We start from the raw sequence: 18413 nt of genomic DNA on the forward strand, positions 1-18413 counted from the left end.
GAACCGTCATGACCGACAAGGTGCTGGTTGCCTACGGAACGACCAATGGATCGACCGCGCGGATCGCCGAAGCCGTCGCCGACGCCCTGCGCAAGGACGGGCTGGCGGTGGACACGCTGCCCGCCCGGTCCGTGCCCAGTGTGGCCCCGTACGACGCCGTCGTGATCGGCGGCGGACTGTACGCCGGACGCTGGCACAAGGACGCCCGCCGCTTCGTGCGGCGACACGGCCGGGCGCTGACCGAGCGCCCGCTCTGGCTCTTCAGCAGCGGACCCCTCGACGCCACGGCCTCCGAGCGGGACATCCCGCCCGTGCCAGGGGTGAAGAAGACCATGGCACGGCTGGACGCCAGGGACCACGTCACGTTCGGCGGCTGCCTGGAGGAAGGCGCCAAGGGCTGGGTCGCCGGAATGATTCTGCGCTCCGGCAAGGGCGGGGACTTCCGGGACTTCACCGCGATCGAGGCGTGGGCGGAGCGGGTGGCCGCCGAGCTGAGGAACGAGGCGTAGCGAAAGGGCGCCGTACGAAGGGCACCCCGTCCGGCCCCGCGAGGGTCCCGTCCGGCCCAAGCGGGGTCCGGGCATCCGCGCCAAGCTGGACGTGCGGGGCAATTCCGGCACCGGGGTGCCGGCCGGCGCGAACCGCCTGCGGGACCCCACCGCCGGGCCCGCGCTCCGCGACACGTCGAGTGGGGTGAGGAGCGTCATGAAAGGCTACGTGTTCCACGGCGCCGGAGAGTCCGCCTGGGAAGAGGTCCCGGACCCGGCCATCAAGGAGCCCACCGACGCGATCGTGCGCGTCGGAGCGGTCACCATCTGCGGCACGGACCTGCACATCCTCAAGGGCGACGTGCCCGAGGTACAGCCAGGCACTGTCCTCGGCCACGAGGCGGTCGGCGAGGTCGTCGAGGTCGGCAGCGACGTGCGCACGGTGCGGCCGGGGGACCGGGTCCTGGTCTCCTGCATCACCTCGTGCGGGCGCTGCTCCTACTGCCGTCAGGGGGCGTACGGCCAGTGCCGGGGCGGTGGCGGCTGGATCCTCGGCCATCTGATCGACGGCACGCAGGCCGAGTACGTCCGGGTGCCGTACGCCGATCTGTCCGTGCACCCGCTGCCGGGGGCCATGGACAGCAAGGACGCGGTCCTGCTGGCCGACATCCTGCCGACCTCCTACGAGGTGGGCGTACTCAACGGAAACGTCCGGCCCGGCGACACCGTGGTCGTGGTCGGCGCGGGCCCCATCGGACTGGCGGCCGTCGCCACGGCCCGGCTGTTCTCCCCCGAGCGGATCGTCGCCGTCGACCTGGCACCCGCCCGTCTGGAGGCCGCCCGGCAGCTCGGCGCCGACGCGGTGGCCGACGCCCGGGAGGCTCCGGAACAGCTGGTCACCGACCTCACCGACGGGCTCGGTGCGGACGTCGTCATCGAGGCGGTCGGCGTGCCGGAGACCTTCGAGCTGTGCACCAGGATGGTCCGGCCCGGTGGGCACGTCGCCAACGTCGGCGTGCACGGCGCCCCCGCGACCCTGCACCTCGAAGACCTGTGGATCAAGAACATCACCATCACGACCGGCCTGGTCGACACGTACTCCACCCCGACCCTGCTGCGGATGACGGCCGCGGGCCGGCTGCCCACCTCCGAGCTGGTCACCCACACCTTCCCGCTGGACCTCATGGAGGAGGCGTACGACGTCTTCGGCCGCGCCGGCGACACCGGCGCCCTGAAGGTCGTGCTGGGGGAGGAGCGGCACCAGGAGGTCGTCCCCGTGAGCAGCGCCTGACAGCCGGGTGCGGGTCAGGACGCCGGGCGCCGCCGGTGGGGGTTCAGGCGGCGCCCGAGCAGTCCTCCGCGGTGAGCATGACGGGCTTCCGTCGGGGTGCGTTGCTCATGGACGAGGTCGGCGATGCGCAGTTTCGGTGCGGTGTGCACAGCCACGGAGCGACACCGCGGGGGATCGGTGCCGCTCCTCCTTCCACCATCTCTCGTGTCACCGCCGGGTGCCAGGGCCGATGGGCCCCGATCACGGTCCGGACGGCCCAGGCGCGTCATATCGGCCAGGTTCCGGCCCTCGCCGCCCGACGGGTCTACGGGCCCGCGGCGCGCGGCGGTGCGGATTCGGACCGTCGCAGCGCTGGTCCGGCGCGGGGCGGTGCCGGTGACGAGGAGTTCCGGACCGTTCGGCCTGTCGGGGTGATCGGACCCGACGGAAAGCGGCTCTCCGCCTTCCACACCGTCGTGATCGCCGAGGAGCAGATCGTCAGGGCCGCTCCCCCGGCACCGTCCCCTCCCAGCCCGTCCAGCGTTTGAGGACGAGGCCGTCAAGGCCGACTGCGGGGTCTGGGGCGGCAACCCCAGGAGCAGTCCGGGGTGCCCCGCCACCGGGACCGCCTGGTTGGGCCGAACGTCCTTCCCCTGTGCCCCGTCCGCCTCTCCTGGCCGCCTCCGTCGGGTGCGACGCTGGGATCGGAGCAAGAGGTGGTGAGGACGATGACACTCCCCCTGGTCGTTGGCGTCGACGGATCGGACGCGAGCCTGCCGGCCGTCGACTGGGCGGTGGACGAAGCCGCCCGCGGTGACCGTCCGCTGCGGCTGGTGTACGCCTCCCTCTGGGAGCGCTACGAGGGCGCCGTACCGTCGACCGGACGTGAACGCCCCTCCGAGCGCGTGCTGGCCGAGCACATCGTGGCGTCGGCCGCCGAACGCGCCGCACTGCGCCGGCCGCAGGTGCCGGTGACGACCGGCATCGTCCCCGCGGACCCGGTCGACGCCCTCCTGCACGAAGGCAACAACGCCTTCGCCCTGGTGACGGGCGAGCGCGGCCGCGGCGAGCTCAAGGGACTGCTCCTCGGATCGGTGAGCCTGGGCGTCGCCGCCCGCGCGCACTGCCCGGTGATCGTGGTCCGGGGCGACGAGACAGGACTGGTCGGCCTGCACGAGCAGATCCTGTTCGGTGCCGGTGACCTGGCCACCGGCGTGCAGGCCGTGCGCTTCGCCCTGCGCGAGGCCGAGGAACGCGGCTGCGCAGTGGACGCCGTACGCGCCTGGCGCCGGCCCGCACCGGAGGGCGCGGCCGTGTTCACCGAGGACGCCGCGCACGAGCCCGAGGAACGAGCGGCGGCCCAGCTCGACGAACTGCTGGACGAGGCCATGGCCGAACGCCCCGGCGTCCGGGTACGCCGGACCACCGTAGAGGGCCCGGCCCGCCGGATCCTCGTGGATCGCTCGGCCGACGCCGACCTCGTCGTCATCGGAGCGCGCCACCGGCACGGGCACTTCGGCCTGCAACTCGGCCGTGCCGGCCACACCCTGTTGCACCACGCGCACTGCCCGGTGGCGATCGTGCCGCAGATGACGTGAATGTCCCTGGCCCGTCAGGCGCCCGGCACGTCCGGTCGTGGCCGCCGGAACCCACCGGCGGCCACGGCGATCGTTCCGATCAGGGCGATCAGTACCGCCGTGGCGAGCAGTTGATAGCTGATCACCGGTTCGAAGAGCTTGGCGAGCACCTCCCGCGGGCTGGGGCCGCTACGTATCGCAGACGCCAGCCAGCCGGCCTCCGGGGCCGGCTCGGCGAAGCCGGACCCGCCCACCACGTCCGGATTCCCGGTGAGGTCGCGCAGCCGGTACGGCAGCAGCAGGAACGGGATGTAGGCGAACAGGGAGGCGAACTGTGTGAGCAACGGTGCGAACCAGAGCTTGCGGGGCAGCCAGAACGCCGCGATCACCGTGAGCACGTCGGCGAGGTAGAAGTACCGCTCGTGCATGTTGGGCAGCAGGAACGGCACGAGCAGCGCCGACACCGTGGCCGCCAGCACCAGCTGCAGGTGCGTCAGGTCAGGCCGGCGCAGCACTGCCGCGCCGACGAGTCCGAGCACCGACACCCCGGTCAGCACGATCCCCAGGGTCTGAAGGGCCTGTGGCGTCGAGTCGAGGTACTGGAAGGCGTTGGGCGCCGTCACGATGAACTCGCCGTGCAGCAGCGAGGCCTGGTCGAGGTAGACGGTGAGCAGCTTCCCCGGCTCGGCGCCCAGCAGCAGCGCCGGGGCGTCGAGCAGCAGATACATGCCGGGAACGGCGAGCAGGCACTGCCAGGGCAGCTTGCGGCGCAGCACCATCAGCAGCAGGACCGGGAACAGGAAGACGGCCTGGAGCTTGAAGGCGAACGCCGCGCCGAACAGGGCGCACGCCGTCCACGACCGGCCCCGCATGAGGTGGTACAGCCCGCCGATCGCCAGGGCGGCGTAACCGGAGTCGCACTGACCCCACATGGAGCTGTTCAGTACGACCGTCGGAAGCAGTACGACCACGAGCGCCGCCGCGAGCGGGAGCCGGCCGGTCGGGTACCTGAGCCCGGTGATCCGGTACACGTACCAGCCGAGCAGCACGTCGAAGGCGATCGGGATCAGCTTCACCGCGACCAGCGAGGGGATCTTCAGCCACACGGTCGTCGCGAGCAGATACAGGTAGGGCACGTTGTAGTTGGAGAACTGGTGCCGCAGCGCGCGGTAGCCCCCGTTGTCCTCGATGAACTGATACCAGCGCCGGTAGAAGTCCACGTAGTCCTCGGACCTGTGGTCCAGGAAGGCGAACCGGGCGATCACGGCGACGACGGCGATCGTGGCGACGACGAGGAGCGAGGAGCGGTGCCGCGTCCACCGGTCCGCGACGGACGGCGACGGCTTCACCGCCCGGTCCGTGTGCGCTGCCATTTCCTGACTGGACGTCATGTATTGACTCGATTCGGGGAGGGGACGCAGGGGCCGGTGAACCGGGACCGCTCAGGAGGCGCGGCACAGAGCGACGAGCGAGACGCCGAACGGCGGGTCGACGTGTGACAGCAGCCGGGCCTCGGAGGCGAAGACCCCGAGCAGGAGCCGGTTCACCGGTGGGGAGGGCAGGGCCAGATGCGGATCGACGCGCTCGGCCACGCGGGGCGACACCCGGCGCCGCCAGCGGCCCGCCGACCTGGCCGCGAGGGCCGGCAGGAACAGCAGCGAGTTGAAGTAGGCGAGGCGTTCGACCTGGAAGCCGCCGGCCCGCTGCACGAGATCCCGCAGCTGGGCACGGCGGTAGCGCCTGACGTGCCCGGCGTAGACGTCGTGGTGGCTCCACAGCATCTGGTAGGCGGGGACGGTGAGCGCCATCCGGCCACCCGTGGGCAGTACTTGGCGGAACGCACGCAGTGCCGCCAGGTCGTCGGTGAGGTGCTCGACCACGTCGAAGGCGGTCACCAGGTCGAACAGCTCGCCGCGGGGCAGATCCTCGGGGATGCTGCCGTGCCGGGCCGACACACCCTCGGGCAGTCTCTGCCGCAGGTAGTCGATGGCGTGCGGGGAACTGTCGAGCGCGGTGACGCTCCCGAACTCACGCAGCATCTCGACCATTTCGCCCGTCCCCGACCCGACGTCGAGGATGTCCAGACCACCGGGCTTCGCTCGCCTGACGTCCCTCAGCTGGTCCCGCAGCAGCGCGGCGACGATCCGCCGACGCCCCTGGAACCACCAGTGCCGGCTCTCCACCGCGGCGAACGCGTGGTACATGGAGGTGTCCATGACCGTCACCCCAGCCGTTCCATGACGATGTACAGAGGACGCTTCTTGACCTCGTGGTAGATCCGCGCGATGTAGGCGCCGACCATGCCGATGGTGGTGAGCTGGGCTCCGCCGACGAGGAGGACCACGGAGATCGTGGAGGCCCAGCCCACCGGCAACGACAGGGCGCTGAGCCGGGCCAGCAGCACGAGGACCACCATCACCGCTCCGGCGGCGGCGGTCGCGAGGCCGAGCGTGGACACCAGCCGCAGCGGGACGCTGGAGAACCCGAGCAGTCCGTCCGCCGCCAGCTTGGCCAGCCGGCGCAAGGTGTACTGGGACTCGCCGGACGGCCGCCGGGCGCGGTCGTACTCGACGGCGGCCTGCCGGAACCCCGACCAACTGCGCAGCCCGCGCAGGAACCTGCTGCGCTCCGGCATCGAGCGCAGCACTGCCACCACCCTGCGGTCCAGGAGCGCGAAGTCCCCGCTGGACAGCGGCACTTCGATGTCCGCGAGGTACCGGAAGACCCGGTAGAAGACTGCGTACGCAAGGCGCTTGAGCGGCCCTTCCTTGCGGTTCCTGCGGACCATGTAGACGACCTCGTGGCCCGCCCGCCAGCGTTCGACGAGGTCGCCGATCAGCTCGGGCGGGTCCTGGAGATCGGCGTCCAGCATGACGACCGCCGAGCCGCGGGCGACGTCCAGCCCGGCGCTCAGGGCCGCCTGCTGGCCGAAGTTGCGCGACAGCCGGAGCAGCCGGACCGACGGGTCCTCGCGGTGCAGTTCGCCGATGAGGTCGGACGAGCCGTCGCTGCTGCCGTCGTCGACGAACAGGATCTCGAAGGTGCCGATCGGGGTGAGCGCCCCGCGCAGCCGGCGGTGCAGTTCACGCAGGGTGGTCGCGTTGTTGAAGACCGGGACGACCACCGACAGCAGCGGCTCCCGGGCTCCGGGAGGGCCGGGTGCCGGGTCGGCCGGGACGTCGACGCGTGAGCGCACCAGGTGCAGCATCTCGTCGGCGGAGAATCCGGCGGTCCGGGCGGCGATGTGCAGGGGGGTCCGGCCCAGCACGTAGTCACCCAGGGCGAGCGCGCGATACAGGTCGGGCGTGTCGTGCGTCTGGGGCGTTTCGGCGTCGGTGCGCATACGGCTCCTCTCCCGCGCCGTCGTCGAGTGCTCGGGCCGGCTCAATCGAGGACCGCGACAGCGCGTGCCCAGCCCGCTCCGGCGCGGGCGATCCGCACCGGGAAGCAGACGACCGAGAAGCCGGAGGAGGGCAGGGCGCCGAGGTTGGCCAGCCGCTCGATCTGGCAGTACTCCCGCTCCCGGCCCGCGAAGTGCGCCGGCCACAGCAGAGTCCGGTCCCCGGTGTCGGCGTAGCGCTCCATGATGTGGGTGAACGGGGCGTCGAGGCTGAACGCGTCCGTGCCGATGACCCGGACCCCCAGGTCGAGGAGGTAGTGCACGGCCGACCCGTCCAGCCCGGTGAAGTCAGTGAAGTAGCGCTGGGTACCGCTCCATTCCTCGGCCCCCGTGCGCAGCAGCACGATGTCGTACGGCCGCACCTCGTGCCCGACGCGGTCGAGCTCGGCGGCGATGAAGCGGGCGTCGACGCTGCCCACGCCGGCCGCCGTGAGGTCCAGCACCACGCCCGGACGGTAGAACCACTCCAGCGGTACCTGGTCGATGGTCTTGGGCTGCCCGTACGCCGCCGTCGAGCCGTAGTGGGTCGGGGCGTCGACATGGGTGCCGACGTGGGTCGTCAGGGTCAGCGTGTCGTTGTTGAGGAACTCGCCGTCCGGCAGGTCGTCGGGGTCCAGGGACAGCCCGAAGTGCTGCTCCATCTCCGCGACCAGGTGCCGGGCCCCCTGCGCCGGAGTCATGACCGAGTGCTCGATCGGGTCCGGCTCCCATGACGTGGCGTCGACCGGGGAGGACAGGTCGATCAGGCGCATGAGCCCTCCTCGGCGCCGGCTTCGAGGGCCTCGGCGTACGCCTTGGCATGCTCGAGCGTCACCGTGCTGTTGCGGCCGAGGGCCCGGCGGACGAAGTCCCGCGCGGTGGCGAGGGTGGCGTCCGGGCCCAGCACCTCGCGCACCCGGTCCGGGGCCAGCAGCACCGTGTGGCGGGACGTGGCCAGGGTGCGCTCCGGGCCTGCCGTGATGTGCCAGGAGCCGGTGTGGGCGGTCATCAGCAGCGGGGTGACGACCTGTTTGTAGACGATCCGGTCGGGGGGAAGGCAGATCCGCACCGAGGAGGTCGTGTGCACCGAGCCGTCGGCGGTACGGGTGTCCATGTCCATGTGCTGCACCCCGGCGTCCTCGGTCAGCTCCAGCCGGTCCACGTGCGGGATGCGCCGCGGCCACTCGCCCGCGTCGCGGAGGAAGTCGTGGACGGCCCCGGCGGGTGCGGCGATCTCGACCGAGTCCTCGAAGGAGAGCAGGAGTTCGTCGATACGGCCGGCCAGTTCGGCGGCGCTCCCGAGCCGGGCCAGCTCCTCGGTGCTGTTGCTGTCGACGGCCCGGTCGATCCACCGCAGCGACTGCGGATCGTCGTCGACGGCACCGTACTCGTGCAGGAACGTCACGCGGGTGGTGTGCGCGTCGAGGGGCGTCATACGCCACTCGCCGCTCATGAAGGCCACCGGGGGAGCGGGGACCTCCTGACGGAAGCGCACGCTCAGCGCGCTCGGGTCCAGGACGCGGTGGGACGTCCAGCACTTCACCTCGCCGTTGGCGATGGCCCAGATGCGCAGGCGTTCCTCGGAGCCGCCGGACTCCAGGACCTCGACGTGCAGGGTGGGTGTGAAGTGGTGCGGCCAGTCGGCGGCGCGGGCCACGATGTCGTACACGCGCCGGGCCGGAGCCGCCACGGTGATCGAGTGCTCGGTGGAACGCATGGTCGGTGCCGTCATGGTGTCGCCCCTTTCCGGATCAGTAGTTGCCGAGCCCGCCGCACACGTTGATGGCCTGCGCCGTGATGGGCGCGGCGGAATCGGTCACCAGATATCCGACGATTCCGGCGACCTCGTCAGGGGTCGTGTAGCGGCCCAGGGGAATACGGCTCTCGAATCGTTCGAGGACTTCGGCCTCGGTCGTCTCCCATGCCGCCGCGTATCCCTGCCGTACGCGTTCGGCCATCGGTGTCTCGACATATCCGGGGCACACCGCGTTCACCGTCACACCGGTCTTGGCGAGTTCCAGTCCCAGGGCCTTGGTGAATCCCACGACACCGTGCTTCGAGGCCGAATAGGGGGCGCCCAGCACCACGCCCTGCTTTCCGCCGGTGGACGCGATGTTGATGACGCGGCCCCACCCCCGTTCCAGCATTCCGGCGTTGACCAGCACCTCACGGGTCAGCCGGAACACGCTGGTGAGGTTCGTCTCGATCACGTCGGACCACAGCTCGTCGGTGATCCGGGCCGTGACCCCGCCGCCGCTGCGACCGGCGTTGTTGACCAGCACGTCGACCCCGCCGAACGCCGCGACCGCCCTGCTCACCAGGGCCTCGATGTCCTCGCGGTCACGTACGTCGGCCTGGGCCCCGTCGGCCCGCGCCCCGAGGTTGCGCAGTTCCTTCACCGTTCGCGCGACGTCGTCGGCGTTCCGGGAGCAGATGAAGACTCGCATCCCACGAGCCGCCAGTGCACGCGCGGCCGAAATCCCTATTCCACTGGTGGCGCCGGTTATCAGCGCGGTACGCGAGGCGTCCTCGGTCATCTGCCATCCTCCTGTGCCCGCGGGCAGGTCTGGGGTTCGGGTCGGTCGAACTTTTCCAACAGGGCCTCGAGGACGGGTCGAAACGAGGCGGAGGGAATTGAGTGGGGTCATTGCCGACGGCGCGTTCCACTCGTCATCGAGGCGTGTTCGAGCAGGGGCGGGAAGGCTGCGCAGGGAAAGCCAGACGTCCCGAGTCGAGGAGAGGCCCGAATGACCGAGACCGTGGTGCCGGAAACCATCGGCGAACTGCGCGCCCGAGTCGAGCAGTTCTACGCCGCACAGATGCGGCTCCTCGATTCGGGGGAGGCCGAGGCATGGGCGGACACGTTCACCGAGGACGCCGTCTTCGCGGCCAACGGGCGCAGCGAGCCCACGCGCGGGCGCACGGCCATCGCCGCAGCGGCGCGTCTCACGTCCGCCGAGCTGAGCGAGGCCGGTCGGATCCGGCGGCACTGGATCGGCATGTCCGCCGTGGAGCCCGCGGCAGACGGCACGGTGCTAGTGGGGAGCTACGCGTTGATCATCGAGACGGAGATCGGCGGCGCACCGAAGGTGCTCATGTCGACCACGTGTGACGACGTCCTGGTGGACGACGGCGGCCTGCGTGTGCGGCACCGCGTCGTCGCGCGCGATGACATCGCCTCCTGACGGCGGCGCCGTACAGGGCCCGCCGGCAGGCCGACGGCACGCGCCGCTCGTCGGTGAACTCGCCCGCTTCGGGGTGATGGGAGTCGTCAACTCCACGGTGGCGATAGCCGGCACCAGCGTGCTCCACGTCGGCCTGAAGGTGGGCCCGCTCACCTCGAACGCGATCGCCACACTGCTCGCGACGACCCTCTCGTTCGCCGGGAACCGCTGGTGGACCTTCCGGCACCGCAGGCGGAGCAACCTCGTGCAGGAGTACGCCGTCTTCTTCGTCCTGAACGGCGTCGGCCTGCTGATCCAACTCCTCGCCATCGCCCTCGCCGTGCGGGTACTGGACCGGGACGACCCGGTGTCGTACCACGTGGCGCTGCTCGTCGGGGTTGCCGTGGCCTCGCTGGTCCGCTTCCTCAGCTACAAGAAGTGGGTGTTCCTCCCGCGGGAGCGGCCGGTCCGTGCGGGTGCGCGCAGGCCCGGCTGACTGTGGAACGCGGAACGCGGAACCCGGGGCCCGGGCGGTCGGGGGGATCTCCCTCGAACGCCCGGGCCCCGGAGCGGTTCTCAGGCCGCCGCGTTGTCCAGCCTCGGGTCGGAGGCGAGGACGGACTGGTGCAGACGCTGGAGCCTGGGCGACGGATCGATGCCGAGCTCGTCCACGAGCGACGAGCGCAGACGCTGATAGACGTCCAGGGCCTGGTGCCGCCGGCCGGACCGGTGCAGCGCCACCATCAGCTTCTCGTGCAGCCCCTCGTGAAAGGGATGCTGCGCGACCAACGAGGTCAGTTCGCCGAGCAGTTGATGGTGCCGGCCGAGCCGGAGGTCGGCGCTGATCCGGTCCTCCAGGATGCCGAGCCGGTCCTCCTCCAGACGCATCACCTCCGCCTCCAGCAGCGGACCGATGGGCACGTCGGCGAGCGGGGTACCGCTCCACAGGGCCAGCGCCTCGCCGAAGCGGGCGGCCCCGCGCTCGATCTGCCCTTCCTCCAGGGCACGCCGGCCGTCGGCCACCAGCTTGTTGTACACATGCAGGTCGACCGTCCCGGGCGAGATGCTGAGCATGTAGCCGTTGGTGTGTGTGGTGAGCACGTTCTTGGCTATGTCAGGCAGATCGATTTCCCATAGGGCGCCAAGTGCCTTGCGCAGGTGCAGGACATAGGTCTGCAAGGTCGTGGTCGCGCTCTTGGGCGGGGTCTCGCCCCAGAGCTCGGTCATGAGTGAAGCAGTCGATACGATCTTGTTCGCGTTGAGGAGCAGCAGAGCCAGGATCTTGCGTGGCTTGGGGGCGAGTCGAGTGCTCACCGTCCCGATCGGTTCGATGGATATGGGGCCGAGTATTCGTATCTCCAAGCCGACTCCAGGTGCACGGTGCGGAAAATAGTTTCTCCGCCGGTATTCTTACGCCGCGGTCCGGTGGTTTTAAATACGCGGACCCGGTCAGGATGGTCAACTTCGTCAGGAGAGTGTTCGGTTCCGGTCAGCGGCCGTCTGATCAGTGCAGACGGCAAGCAGCCGGCGACTTTTGCGCTTCAGTACTGGTATCCCCGCGATTCGGCCGATCGGTCAAGGCCCCTTCGAGCACATTTCGAGCAGCTGCTGTGCATGCTCGGTCCGCATGATTCGAATGATCGGGATGGCGTGCGCCTGAGCTGCGAGTGTCTCGCAGTCCGCCCTTTTCCAATGGGCCGCACTTGTCGGCTCGAGAGGATTTCCATGGACTACTGTGTGGCGATAACCGGAATCGGAGTCCGGGCGCCAGGGGGAATCGGCACCAATGCGTTCTGGGAACTCCTGACGTCCGGTCGTACCGCAACACGCGCGATATCTTTCTTCGACCCCTCCCCGTTCCGGTCCCGCGTCGCGGCCGAGTGCGATTTCGACGCGCGCGCCGAGGGCTTCACGCCCAAGGAACTGAGGAGGATGGACCGCGCCGCGCAACTGGGCGTCGCGGCCGCCCGCGAGGCCCTCGCCGACAGCGGCCTGGGTGGCGGCGGGTTGGATCCGGCGGACGTGTCCGTCACGGTGGGCAGCGCCGTCGGCTGCACCACGGGCCTGGAACAGGAGTACTCGACCGTCAGCGACGGCGGCCGGCAGTGGCTCGTCGACCACACCTACGCCGTTCCGCACCTGTACGGCTACTTCGTCCCGAGCTCGCTGGCCGCCGAAGTGGCCTGGGCCGTGGCGGCCGAGGGACCCGTGTCGGTCGTCTCGACGGGATGCACCTCCGGGCTCGACGCGATCGGCCATGCGTGCGGGCTGCTGCGGGAAGGAGCCGCGAAGGTCGCCGTGGCCGGTGCCACCGACGCGCCGATCTCCCCGATCACCGTCGCCTGCTTCGACGCCATCAAGGCCACCACGGCACGCAACGACGACCCGGAGCACGCCTCCCGGCCCTTCGACCGCAGCCGGGACGGCTTCGTCCTCGGCGAGGGGAGCGCGTTCTTCGTCCTGGAGCCGCTTCAGGACGCACGGCGCCGAGGCGCCCATGTGTACGCCACGATCCGGGGGTTCGCGTCCCGGTCGAACGCCTATCACATGACCGGTCTGCGGCCGGACGGCCGGGAGATGGCGGAGGCGATCACCGCGGCACTCGGACAGGCGCGGTTGCGGCCCGACGACATCGACTACGTCAACGCGCACGGCTCCGGCACCAGGCAGAACGACCGGCACGAGACGGCGGCGGTCAAGCGCAGCCTCGGCGCGCACGCCTTCGACGTCCCCGTCAGCTCCATCAAGTCGATGATCGGGCACTCGCTGGGCGCCATCGGGGCCATCGAGATCGCGGCGTGCGCGCTGGCCATCGAGCACGACGTCATCCCGCCCACGGCCAACCTGGAGGAACCCGACCCCGACTGCGACCTCGACTACGTTCCCAAGACCGCGCGCGAGCAGCGGACCGACGCCGTGCTGACGGTGGGCAGCGGATTCGGCGGATTCCAGAGCGCGATGGTGCTCGCCGCTCCGGAAGCCGCCGCCCGATGAGTGCCAGGGTCGTGGTCACCGGGCTCGGCGTCGCCGCACCCAACGGGCTCGGCACACGTGCCTATTGGGAGGCGACACTGCGCGGCCGCAGCGGGATCGCCCCGCTGAAGAGGTTCGACGCACAGGGCTACCCCGCCCGGCTCGCCGGCGAGGTACCCGGCTTTGAACCGGCCGAGCATCTGCCGGGCCGGCTGCTGCCGCAGACGGACCACATGACCAGGATGGCGCTGGTCGCGGCCGACTGGGCCCTGGCGGACGCCCAGGCCGACCCGGAGCGGCTCGCGGAGTTCTCGATGGGGGTGGTGACGGCCAGTTCCTCCGGAGGCTTCGAGTTCGGACAGCGGGAGCTGGAGAAGCTGTGGAGCAAGGGCAGCCGGTACGTCAGCTCGTACCAGTCCTTCGCCTGGTTCTACGCCGTCAACACCGGCCAGATCTCCATCCGGAACGGCATGCGCGGCCCGAGCGGCGTCCTGGTGAGCGACCAGGCGGGCGGGCTGGACGCCGTGGCGCAGGCCCGCCGGCTGGTGCGCGACGGGCTCGCGCTGGTCGTCTCCGGCGGCGTGGACGGAAGCCTGTGCCCCTGGGGCTGGGTCGCGCAGCTCAGCACCGGCCGGCTCAGCACCGGCGACGACCCGCTCTCGGCGTATCTGCCCTTCAGCGCCGCGGCGCGTGGCTACGTCCCCGGCGAGGGCGGCGCGATCCTCGTGCTGGAGGAGGCGGGTGCCGCCGCTCGGCGCCGCCCGGATGCGCCGTACGGCGAGATCGCGGGCTACGGCGCGACGTTCGACCCGCACCCGGACAGCGGGCGGCCGCCGCGGCTCAGGGACGCCATCGAGATCGCGCTCGGCGACGCCGGGCTCGACCCGTCCGACGTGGACGTCCTCTTCGCCGACGCCGCAGGACTGCCCGACCTGGACCGGGTGGAGGCCGAGGCGATCAACGACGTCTTCGGGCCGGGCGGCGTCCCGGTCACCGCCCCCAAGACGATGACCGGACGGCTCTACTCGGGCGGCGCCGCCCTGGACCTGGCCGCGGCCCTGCTCTCGCTGAACGAGGGTGTCGTCCCGCCGACCGTCAACGTGGGGCGGCCGGCCCCCGAGTACGCGATCGACCTGGTCGTACGGCCGAGGCCCGCCCCCTTGCGTGTCGCGCTGGTGCTCGCACGCGGGCACGGCGGCTTCAACGCCGCGATGGTCGTCCGCGCTCCCCACGCCCGCGACTGACGCGCGCGGCGGCACCGGCGCACCGATCGGAACACCCCACAACCGAACGGCGAGGTGATCAACGCATGAGTGAACTGACCCTGGAACAACTCCGGACGATCATGACGGAGTGCGCCGGCGCGGCGGACGGCGTCGCACCGGACGAGGACATCCGCGACATCGAGTTCGGGCTCCTCGGATACGACTCGATCGCGCTGCTGGAGACCGCGGCCCGGCTGGAGCGCGACTACGGCATCAGCTTCGAGGACGAGGCCGTCGGGCAGGTCCGGACCCCCCGGGCCCTGCTGGACCTGGTCAACAACGCCCTCGCCGACGCCGCCTGACGAAGTAGGACCGGCCCCGGCAGCCGGGCCGGGGCCGGTCGACGGCACCCGACCACCCATGGAGAGACGTATGCGCATCCTGGTCACCACCGCCCCGAGCCCGGGGCACTTCTTCCCACTCGTCCCCTTCGCATGGGCGTTGCGTGCCCGGGGGCACCAAGTCCTGGTCACCATGCCCGAGCAGTTCATCGCCGAGGCCGGCCGGTCCGGTCTCCCCGCGGTGGCCTCGGTACCGCCGATCGACCTGCGCGCCGCGATGGACTCGGGAGAGGGACCGCACCCGTCGCAGCGCGAGGGGGCCCGGGACGCCTCCGTGGAGCACATCGGCCGAGGCTTCGGCCGACTGTCGGAGCTGACCGTCGAGGGCACCGTCGCCGTCGCCGGACGCTGGGCTCCCGACCTCGTCGTGTCGGAGCCGACCGAGCACTCCGGGGCGGTCGCCGCGGCCCACCGCGGAGTTCCACTGCTCCGGCACAACTGGGGGCTCGAACTACCGCCGGAGACGGAGGAGATCGCCGCGGACCAGATGGCCCCCACCCTCGCCCGCCTCGGCCTGCCCGCGCCGGCGAAGGCCGAACTACGGGTCGACATCTGCCCGGAGAGCCTCCAGAGGCCGGGAGCCCGACCGGCGCAGCGGATGCGGTTCGTGCCCTACAGCGGGGCAGGCGTCACACCGCCCTGGCTGCTGGAGGAGCCCGACCGTCCCCGGGTCTGCGTGACGCTCGGCAGCGTCGTGCCGATGATCCACGGCGTGAAGGTCCTCAAGGAGCTGGGGGAGGAACTCTCCGGCGACGACGTGGAGACGGTCATCGCCGTACCGGACCGCTTCGCCGACGAACTCGGCGCGCTTCCCCCGGGCGTGCGGGCGGCCGCCTGGCTGCCGCTCGGTCTTCTGTTCACCCACTGCACGGCGGTCGTGCACCACGGCGGCATCGGCACCGCGCTGACCGCCCTGGCGTTCGGACTGCCCCAGGTCGCCCTGCCCCACATGGGCGATCAGCACGCCACCGCCGACCGTCTCGCGGCGGCGGGGGCGGCGGCGGTCGTACGTCGTGAGGACATCACCCCCGCCGCCGTGGCCGAGGCCCTGCGCCGGGTCCGCACCGAGCCGGGATACGCCGAGGGCGCCCGCGCGCTGCGGGCTGAGAACACCGCCGCGCCCGGCCTCGACGAAGTCGCGTGCCTTGCCGAGCAGTTGGCCGGCGCCCATCGGAAGTGACCGTCCGTGCCGGGTATTTCCGTACGACCGGGAATACCCGGCACAGCCGTCCATTCATTCCCTGCTTCCGACGCGCTGTCCCCGGTTCTGGCCTTCCACCCGTGTCCGAGACAAGTTCAAGTGGCCCCGATGAGTATGAGGTGCGTGAGCCGAATAGCGCGGAAAACGCGTATCACGCTACCCGACAGTCGATAGGGGCAAGCTGTGAAGGCATTGGTTCTCGCCGGGGGAATGGGTATCCGGCTGCGCCCGTTGAGCCACACCACCGCGAAACAACTGATACCGGTCGGCGGTGAACCCGTGGTCCGGTACAGCCTCGACGTCATTCGCGAGGCCGGGATCACCGAGGTCGGAATCGTCGTGGGAGACCGCGGCGACCAGTTCCGGAGAATTCTGGGTGACGGCCGCGACATGGGTCTGCGCATCACCTACATCGAACAGGAACGACCGGATGGACTGGCCCATTGCGTGCTGATCGCCCGGGAATTCCTCGGATCCGACGACTTCCTCATGTGCCTCGGCGACAACGTCGTACTGGAAGGCGTCGGTCAACTCGTCTCGGAGTTCCGGTCGAACCGGGCCGACGCGATGCTTCTGCTGGGGAAGGTCGACGACCCGTCGGAGTACGGCGTCGCCGTGGTCGACGACGCCGGACGCATCCAGCGACTGGTGGAGAAGCCCGAGACCTACGTCGGCGATCTCGCCGTCGTCGGCGCCTACGTCTTCTCACCGGCGATCCACCGGGCGGTGCGGGCGATCAGGCCCAGCGCCCGCGGCGAGCTGGAGATCACCGAAGCGATCCAGTGGCTCGTCGACACCGGCCGGCGCGTGGTCGGTCACGAGTGCCCGGGCTACTGGAAGGACGCCGGGCGCCTCACCGATCTGCTCGCCTGCAACCGTGTCCTGCTGGAACGGCTGACCACCGACATCACCGGACAGGTGGACGAGGAGTCCACCATCCGCGGTCCGGTGGTCGTGGCGGAGAACGCCACCGTCAGCGGATCCGAACTCGTCGGCCCCGTACTGGTGGCGGCCGGCGCGGTGGTGCGGGACAGCAAGCTGGGTCCGCACACCGCCGTCGGCCCCGGCTGCCGCATCACGGAGGCCGAGATAGCCGACTCGATCCTGCTGGAGGACGCCACCGTCCACGGCGTGAGCGGGCTGTCGGGCTCGGTCGTGGGCCGCTCGGCCAGCGTCCGGGGCGGCGGGGCCGGGGCCGAGGTGTTCCTCGGTGACGACAGCAGTGTGGTGATCGCCTCATGAGCGGACCGGGAAAGGAGCCGGACCGGGCAGCGCCCGCGCGACGGCCCGCCCTGGTGGTCGGTGCGGGCGGGCTCATGGGCCGGGCGCTGTGCGAGCGCCTGCGCGCGAGCGGAGCCGAGGCCGTCGCCGCCACGCGCGACACACCCCCGCTGGTCCGGCCCGACGGAACACCCGCCCCGGCGCTGCGCGCCGCCGGCGTCGTCCATTACCTCGCGACGAGCGTGACCCCGGGCCTCGCCGAGACCCACCCCGAGCGGGTGGCAGCCGACCACGAGACGTTCGTGCGGACGCTGGACGCGCTCGCGACCGTCGAGAACCCGCCGCTGGTCGTGCTGGCCAGCACCGGCCTGACCGTCAGTGAGTCCGGCGACGGCAGGCCGTGCACCGAGGACGCGGAGGCCCTGCCCAAGTCGGCGTACGCGAGGGCCAAGCTCGCCCTGGAGCGGGAGCTGCTCTCCCGCTCGCCGCTGGTGCCGGGGATGGTCGTGCGGATGACCAACGTGTACGGCCCGGGGCACGCGCTGCGCCGCGGGTACGGCGTCGTCGCCCACTGGCTGGCCGCCGTCGCGCAGGGACGCCCGCTGGAGCTGTACGGCGACCCGGACACGACCCGGGACTACCTCTACGTCGGTGACGCGGTGGCCGCGCTCGCCGGGCTGGGCCCGGAAGCGGCCGACCTGCCGTTCGACGTCGTCAACATCGGGTCGGGGGAGGCGACCACGCTCGGCCGGCTGCTCGGTGTCATCCGTGAGGTGACCGATCGGGAGCTGACCGTCCGGCTGTGCCCCGGCAGGGGGTTCGACCAGCCCGCCAACCTCCTCGACGTCGACCGGGCACACCGGCGGCTCGGCTGGCGGGCGCGCACACCGCTCGCCGTGGGCCTGGAACGCACCTGGCGTGCGCTGAACGGTACGGCGGTGGCCCGGTGAACGTCCCGGCGGGCGGCGACCGGAGCGCGGCGACACGCCGCTCGTGGTCCTGGCCGGGCGTGCCGCAGCCGCTGGAGACCGTGTCCGACGCGGCACCCGCGCCGGATCTCGGCGACTTCCGGTCCGCCCACGCCCCCGCCGACGGACTGACCACCCTGGCCGGACTCGTACGCGAGATCCTCACCCGCCCCCTGTGCCAGGCGCCCGGCCCCCGGCGGACCGGCCGGGGAGAGCGCATCGATCCGACAGAAGGCCGTCGACCATGAGAGAGAAGCCGATGCTCGTCTTCATCAACCGGTTCACCGTCAGCGGCGATCCGCTCGAGTTCGAGCGCGCCTTCGCCGAGACCGCGGCCCACCTCGCGCGACAGCCGGGGTTCATCCGGTACCGCCTGGTCCGCTCGACGCAGGACCCGCACTCCTACGCCAACGTGGCCGAATGGGAGACGGCGGCCGCCCTGCGCGAGGCCCTGCGCGGGCCGGAGTTCGACGACCACGCGCGCCGGCTGCGTGAACTGGCGTGCAGCGAGCCGCAGTTCTACGACGTGGTCACCGAGACCGACGCGATCCGATCGCGGTGCTGAC

20 protein-coding genes are annotated in these 18413 nt (G+C 71.2%); 13 read left to right on the plus strand and 7 right to left on the minus strand.

Annotated elements, in window-relative coordinates; all coding sequences use genetic code 11:
• The first annotated feature begins 8 nt into the window (after window positions 1-8).
• From PGH47_RS38580 to PGH47_RS38590, 3 genes are all read left to right on the plus strand, one after another.
• Window positions 9-509 carry a flavodoxin domain-containing protein gene (locus tag PGH47_RS38580; protein WP_271667315.1) on the plus strand — a complete coding sequence of 167 codons (501 nt, stop codon included), beginning with the start codon at window positions 9-11 and terminating at the stop codon, window positions 507-509.
• A 196-nt stretch (window positions 510-705) separates the two neighbouring features.
• On the plus strand, window positions 706-1779 hold the full coding sequence (locus PGH47_RS38585; protein ID WP_271667316.1) for a zinc-dependent alcohol dehydrogenase family protein: 1074 nt from the start codon (window positions 706-708) through the stop codon (window positions 1777-1779).
• A 707-nt stretch (window positions 1780-2486) separates the two neighbouring features.
• Complete coding sequence (locus PGH47_RS38590) at window positions 2487-3356, plus strand: universal stress protein (protein ID WP_271667317.1); 870 nt, start codon at window positions 2487-2489, stop codon at window positions 3354-3356.
• A gap of 14 nt (window positions 3357-3370) precedes the next feature.
• On the opposite strand, the gene PGH47_RS38595 is transcribed toward PGH47_RS38590, so the two are convergent.
• The 6 genes from PGH47_RS38595 to PGH47_RS38620 all read right to left on the minus strand — a co-directional run bounded on the left by PGH47_RS38595 (window position 3371) and on the right by PGH47_RS38620 (window position 9251).
• Window positions 3371-4708 carry a hypothetical protein gene (locus PGH47_RS38595; protein ID WP_271667318.1) on the minus strand — a complete coding sequence of 446 codons (1338 nt, stop codon included), beginning with the start codon at window positions 4706-4708 and terminating at the stop codon, window positions 3371-3373.
• Between the two features lie 69 nt (window positions 4709-4777).
• Window positions 4778-5551 carry a class I SAM-dependent methyltransferase gene (locus PGH47_RS38600; protein ID WP_271667319.1) on the minus strand — a complete coding sequence of 258 codons (774 nt, stop codon included), beginning with the start codon at window positions 5549-5551 and terminating at the stop codon, window positions 4778-4780.
• A 5-nt stretch (window positions 5552-5556) separates the two neighbouring features.
• Window positions 5557-6678: a glycosyltransferase family 2 protein gene (locus tag PGH47_RS38605; RefSeq protein WP_271667320.1), complete on the minus strand. Its 1122-nt coding sequence runs from the start codon at window positions 6676-6678 to the stop codon at window positions 5557-5559.
• Between the two features lie 41 nt (window positions 6679-6719).
• Window positions 6720-7487: a cyclase family protein gene (locus PGH47_RS38610; RefSeq protein WP_271667321.1), complete on the minus strand. Its 768-nt coding sequence runs from the start codon at window positions 7485-7487 to the stop codon at window positions 6720-6722.
• The gene (locus tag PGH47_RS38615) at window positions 7478-8446 is read right to left on the minus strand and encodes an aromatase/cyclase (protein WP_271667322.1); all 969 of its coding nucleotides are present in this window, start codon (window positions 8444-8446) and stop codon (window positions 7478-7480) included. Before PGH47_RS38615 ends, PGH47_RS38610 begins: the two co-directional genes overlap by 10 nt.
• A 19-nt stretch (window positions 8447-8465) precedes the next feature.
• Window positions 8466-9251, minus strand: coding sequence for an SDR family NAD(P)-dependent oxidoreductase (locus tag PGH47_RS38620; protein WP_271667323.1), 786 nt, complete (start codon window positions 9249-9251; stop codon window positions 8466-8468).
• Window positions 9252-9461: 210 nt separating this feature from the next.
• Between PGH47_RS38620 and PGH47_RS38625 the strand changes: the two genes are divergently transcribed.
• Both PGH47_RS38625 and PGH47_RS38630 read left to right on the plus strand, forming a co-directional pair.
• Window positions 9462-9899 carry a nuclear transport factor 2 family protein gene (locus PGH47_RS38625; RefSeq protein WP_271667324.1) on the plus strand — a complete coding sequence of 146 codons (438 nt, stop codon included), beginning with the start codon at window positions 9462-9464 and terminating at the stop codon, window positions 9897-9899.
• Window positions 9883-10374, plus strand: a complete 492-nt coding sequence (locus PGH47_RS38630; protein ID WP_271667325.1) for a GtrA family protein — start codon at window positions 9883-9885, stop codon at window positions 10372-10374. The genes PGH47_RS38625 and PGH47_RS38630 overlap by 17 nt, the downstream gene beginning before the upstream one ends.
• Before the next feature lie 80 nt (window positions 10375-10454).
• On the opposite strand, the gene PGH47_RS38635 is transcribed toward PGH47_RS38630, so the two are convergent.
• Window positions 10455-11192, minus strand: a complete 738-nt coding sequence (locus PGH47_RS38635; protein ID WP_333938187.1) for an AfsR/SARP family transcriptional regulator — start codon at window positions 11190-11192, stop codon at window positions 10455-10457.
• A 411-nt stretch (window positions 11193-11603) separates the two neighbouring features.
• Between PGH47_RS38635 and PGH47_RS38640 the strand changes: the two genes are divergently transcribed.
• From PGH47_RS38640 to PGH47_RS38675, 8 genes are all read left to right on the plus strand, one after another.
• Window positions 11604-12872, plus strand: coding sequence for a beta-ketoacyl-[acyl-carrier-protein] synthase family protein (locus PGH47_RS38640; RefSeq protein ID WP_271667327.1), 1269 nt, complete (start codon window positions 11604-11606; stop codon window positions 12870-12872).
• The gene (locus PGH47_RS38645) at window positions 12869-14095 is read left to right on the plus strand and encodes a ketosynthase chain-length factor (RefSeq protein WP_271667328.1); all 1227 of its coding nucleotides are present in this window, start codon (window positions 12869-12871) and stop codon (window positions 14093-14095) included. Before PGH47_RS38640 ends, PGH47_RS38645 begins: the two co-directional genes overlap by 4 nt.
• Window positions 14096-14160: 65 nt before the next feature.
• Window positions 14161-14418: an acyl carrier protein gene (locus PGH47_RS38650; RefSeq protein WP_107906488.1), complete on the plus strand. Its 258-nt coding sequence runs from the start codon at window positions 14161-14163 to the stop codon at window positions 14416-14418.
• A 70-nt stretch (window positions 14419-14488) separates the two neighbouring features.
• A complete protein-coding gene (locus PGH47_RS38655; RefSeq protein ID WP_271667329.1) occupies window positions 14489-15637 on the plus strand; it encodes a nucleotide disphospho-sugar-binding domain-containing protein in 1149 nt (382 codons plus the stop codon).
• Between the two features lie 204 nt (window positions 15638-15841).
• Entirely contained in the window at window positions 15842-16900 is a 1059-nt protein-coding gene (locus PGH47_RS38660; protein ID WP_271667330.1) for a glucose-1-phosphate thymidylyltransferase, read from the plus strand.
• Window positions 16897-17829, plus strand: a complete 933-nt coding sequence (locus PGH47_RS38665; protein WP_271667331.1) for an NAD-dependent epimerase/dehydratase family protein — start codon at window positions 16897-16899, stop codon at window positions 17827-17829. Before PGH47_RS38660 ends, PGH47_RS38665 begins: the two co-directional genes overlap by 4 nt.
• Window positions 17826-18095: a hypothetical protein gene (locus PGH47_RS38670; RefSeq protein ID WP_271667332.1), complete on the plus strand. Its 270-nt coding sequence runs from the start codon at window positions 17826-17828 to the stop codon at window positions 18093-18095. Before PGH47_RS38665 ends, PGH47_RS38670 begins: the two co-directional genes overlap by 4 nt.
• Window positions 18092-18412, plus strand: a complete 321-nt coding sequence (locus PGH47_RS38675; protein ID WP_271667333.1) for an antibiotic biosynthesis monooxygenase family protein — start codon at window positions 18092-18094, stop codon at window positions 18410-18412. The genes PGH47_RS38670 and PGH47_RS38675 overlap by 4 nt, the downstream gene beginning before the upstream one ends.
• The last annotated feature ends 1 nt before the right edge of the window (window position 18413 follow it).

This window comes from Streptomyces sp. HUAS 31 (genome assembly GCF_028198125.1).
GTDB lineage: Bacteria > Actinomycetota > Actinomycetes > Streptomycetales > Streptomycetaceae > Streptomyces > Streptomyces chartreusis.

Coding starts and splice junctions, on each gene's coding strand:
- PGH47_RS38580 (WP_271667315.1), top strand. CDS start 9: ATGACCGACAAGGTGCTGGTTGCCTACGGAACGACCAATGGATCGACC.
- PGH47_RS38675 (WP_271667333.1), top strand. CDS start 18,092: ATGAGAGAGAAGCCGATGCTCGTCTTCATCAACCGGTTCACCGTCAGC.
- PGH47_RS38630 (WP_271667325.1), top strand. CDS start 9,883: ATGACATCGCCTCCTGACGGCGGCGCCGTACAGGGCCCGCCGGCAGGC.
- PGH47_RS38590 (WP_271667317.1), top strand. CDS start 2,487: ATGACACTCCCCCTGGTCGTTGGCGTCGACGGATCGGACGCGAGCCTG.
- PGH47_RS38595 (WP_271667318.1), bottom strand. CDS start 4,708: ATGGCAGCGCACACGGACCGGGCGGTGAAGCCGTCGCCGTCCGTCGCG.
- PGH47_RS38615 (WP_271667322.1), bottom strand. CDS start 8,446: ATGACGGCACCGACCATGCGTTCCACCGAGCACTCGATCACCGTGGCG.
- PGH47_RS38600 (WP_271667319.1), bottom strand. CDS start 5,551: ATGGACACCTCCATGTACCACGCGTTCGCCGCGGTGGAGAGCCGGCAC.
- PGH47_RS38620 (WP_271667323.1), bottom strand. CDS start 9,251: ATGACCGAGGACGCCTCGCGTACCGCGCTGATAACCGGCGCCACCAGT.
- PGH47_RS38665 (WP_271667331.1), top strand. CDS start 16,897: ATGAGCGGACCGGGAAAGGAGCCGGACCGGGCAGCGCCCGCGCGACGG.
- PGH47_RS38625 (WP_271667324.1), top strand. CDS start 9,462: ATGACCGAGACCGTGGTGCCGGAAACCATCGGCGAACTGCGCGCCCGA.
- PGH47_RS38650 (WP_107906488.1), top strand. CDS start 14,161: ATGAGTGAACTGACCCTGGAACAACTCCGGACGATCATGACGGAGTGC.
- PGH47_RS38585 (WP_271667316.1), top strand. CDS start 706: ATGAAAGGCTACGTGTTCCACGGCGCCGGAGAGTCCGCCTGGGAAGAG.
- PGH47_RS38605 (WP_271667320.1), bottom strand. CDS start 6,678: ATGCGCACCGACGCCGAAACGCCCCAGACGCACGACACGCCCGACCTG.
- PGH47_RS38655 (WP_271667329.1), top strand. CDS start 14,489: ATGCGCATCCTGGTCACCACCGCCCCGAGCCCGGGGCACTTCTTCCCA.
- PGH47_RS38640 (WP_271667327.1), top strand. CDS start 11,604: ATGGACTACTGTGTGGCGATAACCGGAATCGGAGTCCGGGCGCCAGGG.
- PGH47_RS38645 (WP_271667328.1), top strand. CDS start 12,869: ATGAGTGCCAGGGTCGTGGTCACCGGGCTCGGCGTCGCCGCACCCAAC.
- PGH47_RS38610 (WP_271667321.1), bottom strand. CDS start 7,487: ATGCGCCTGATCGACCTGTCCTCCCCGGTCGACGCCACGTCATGGGAG.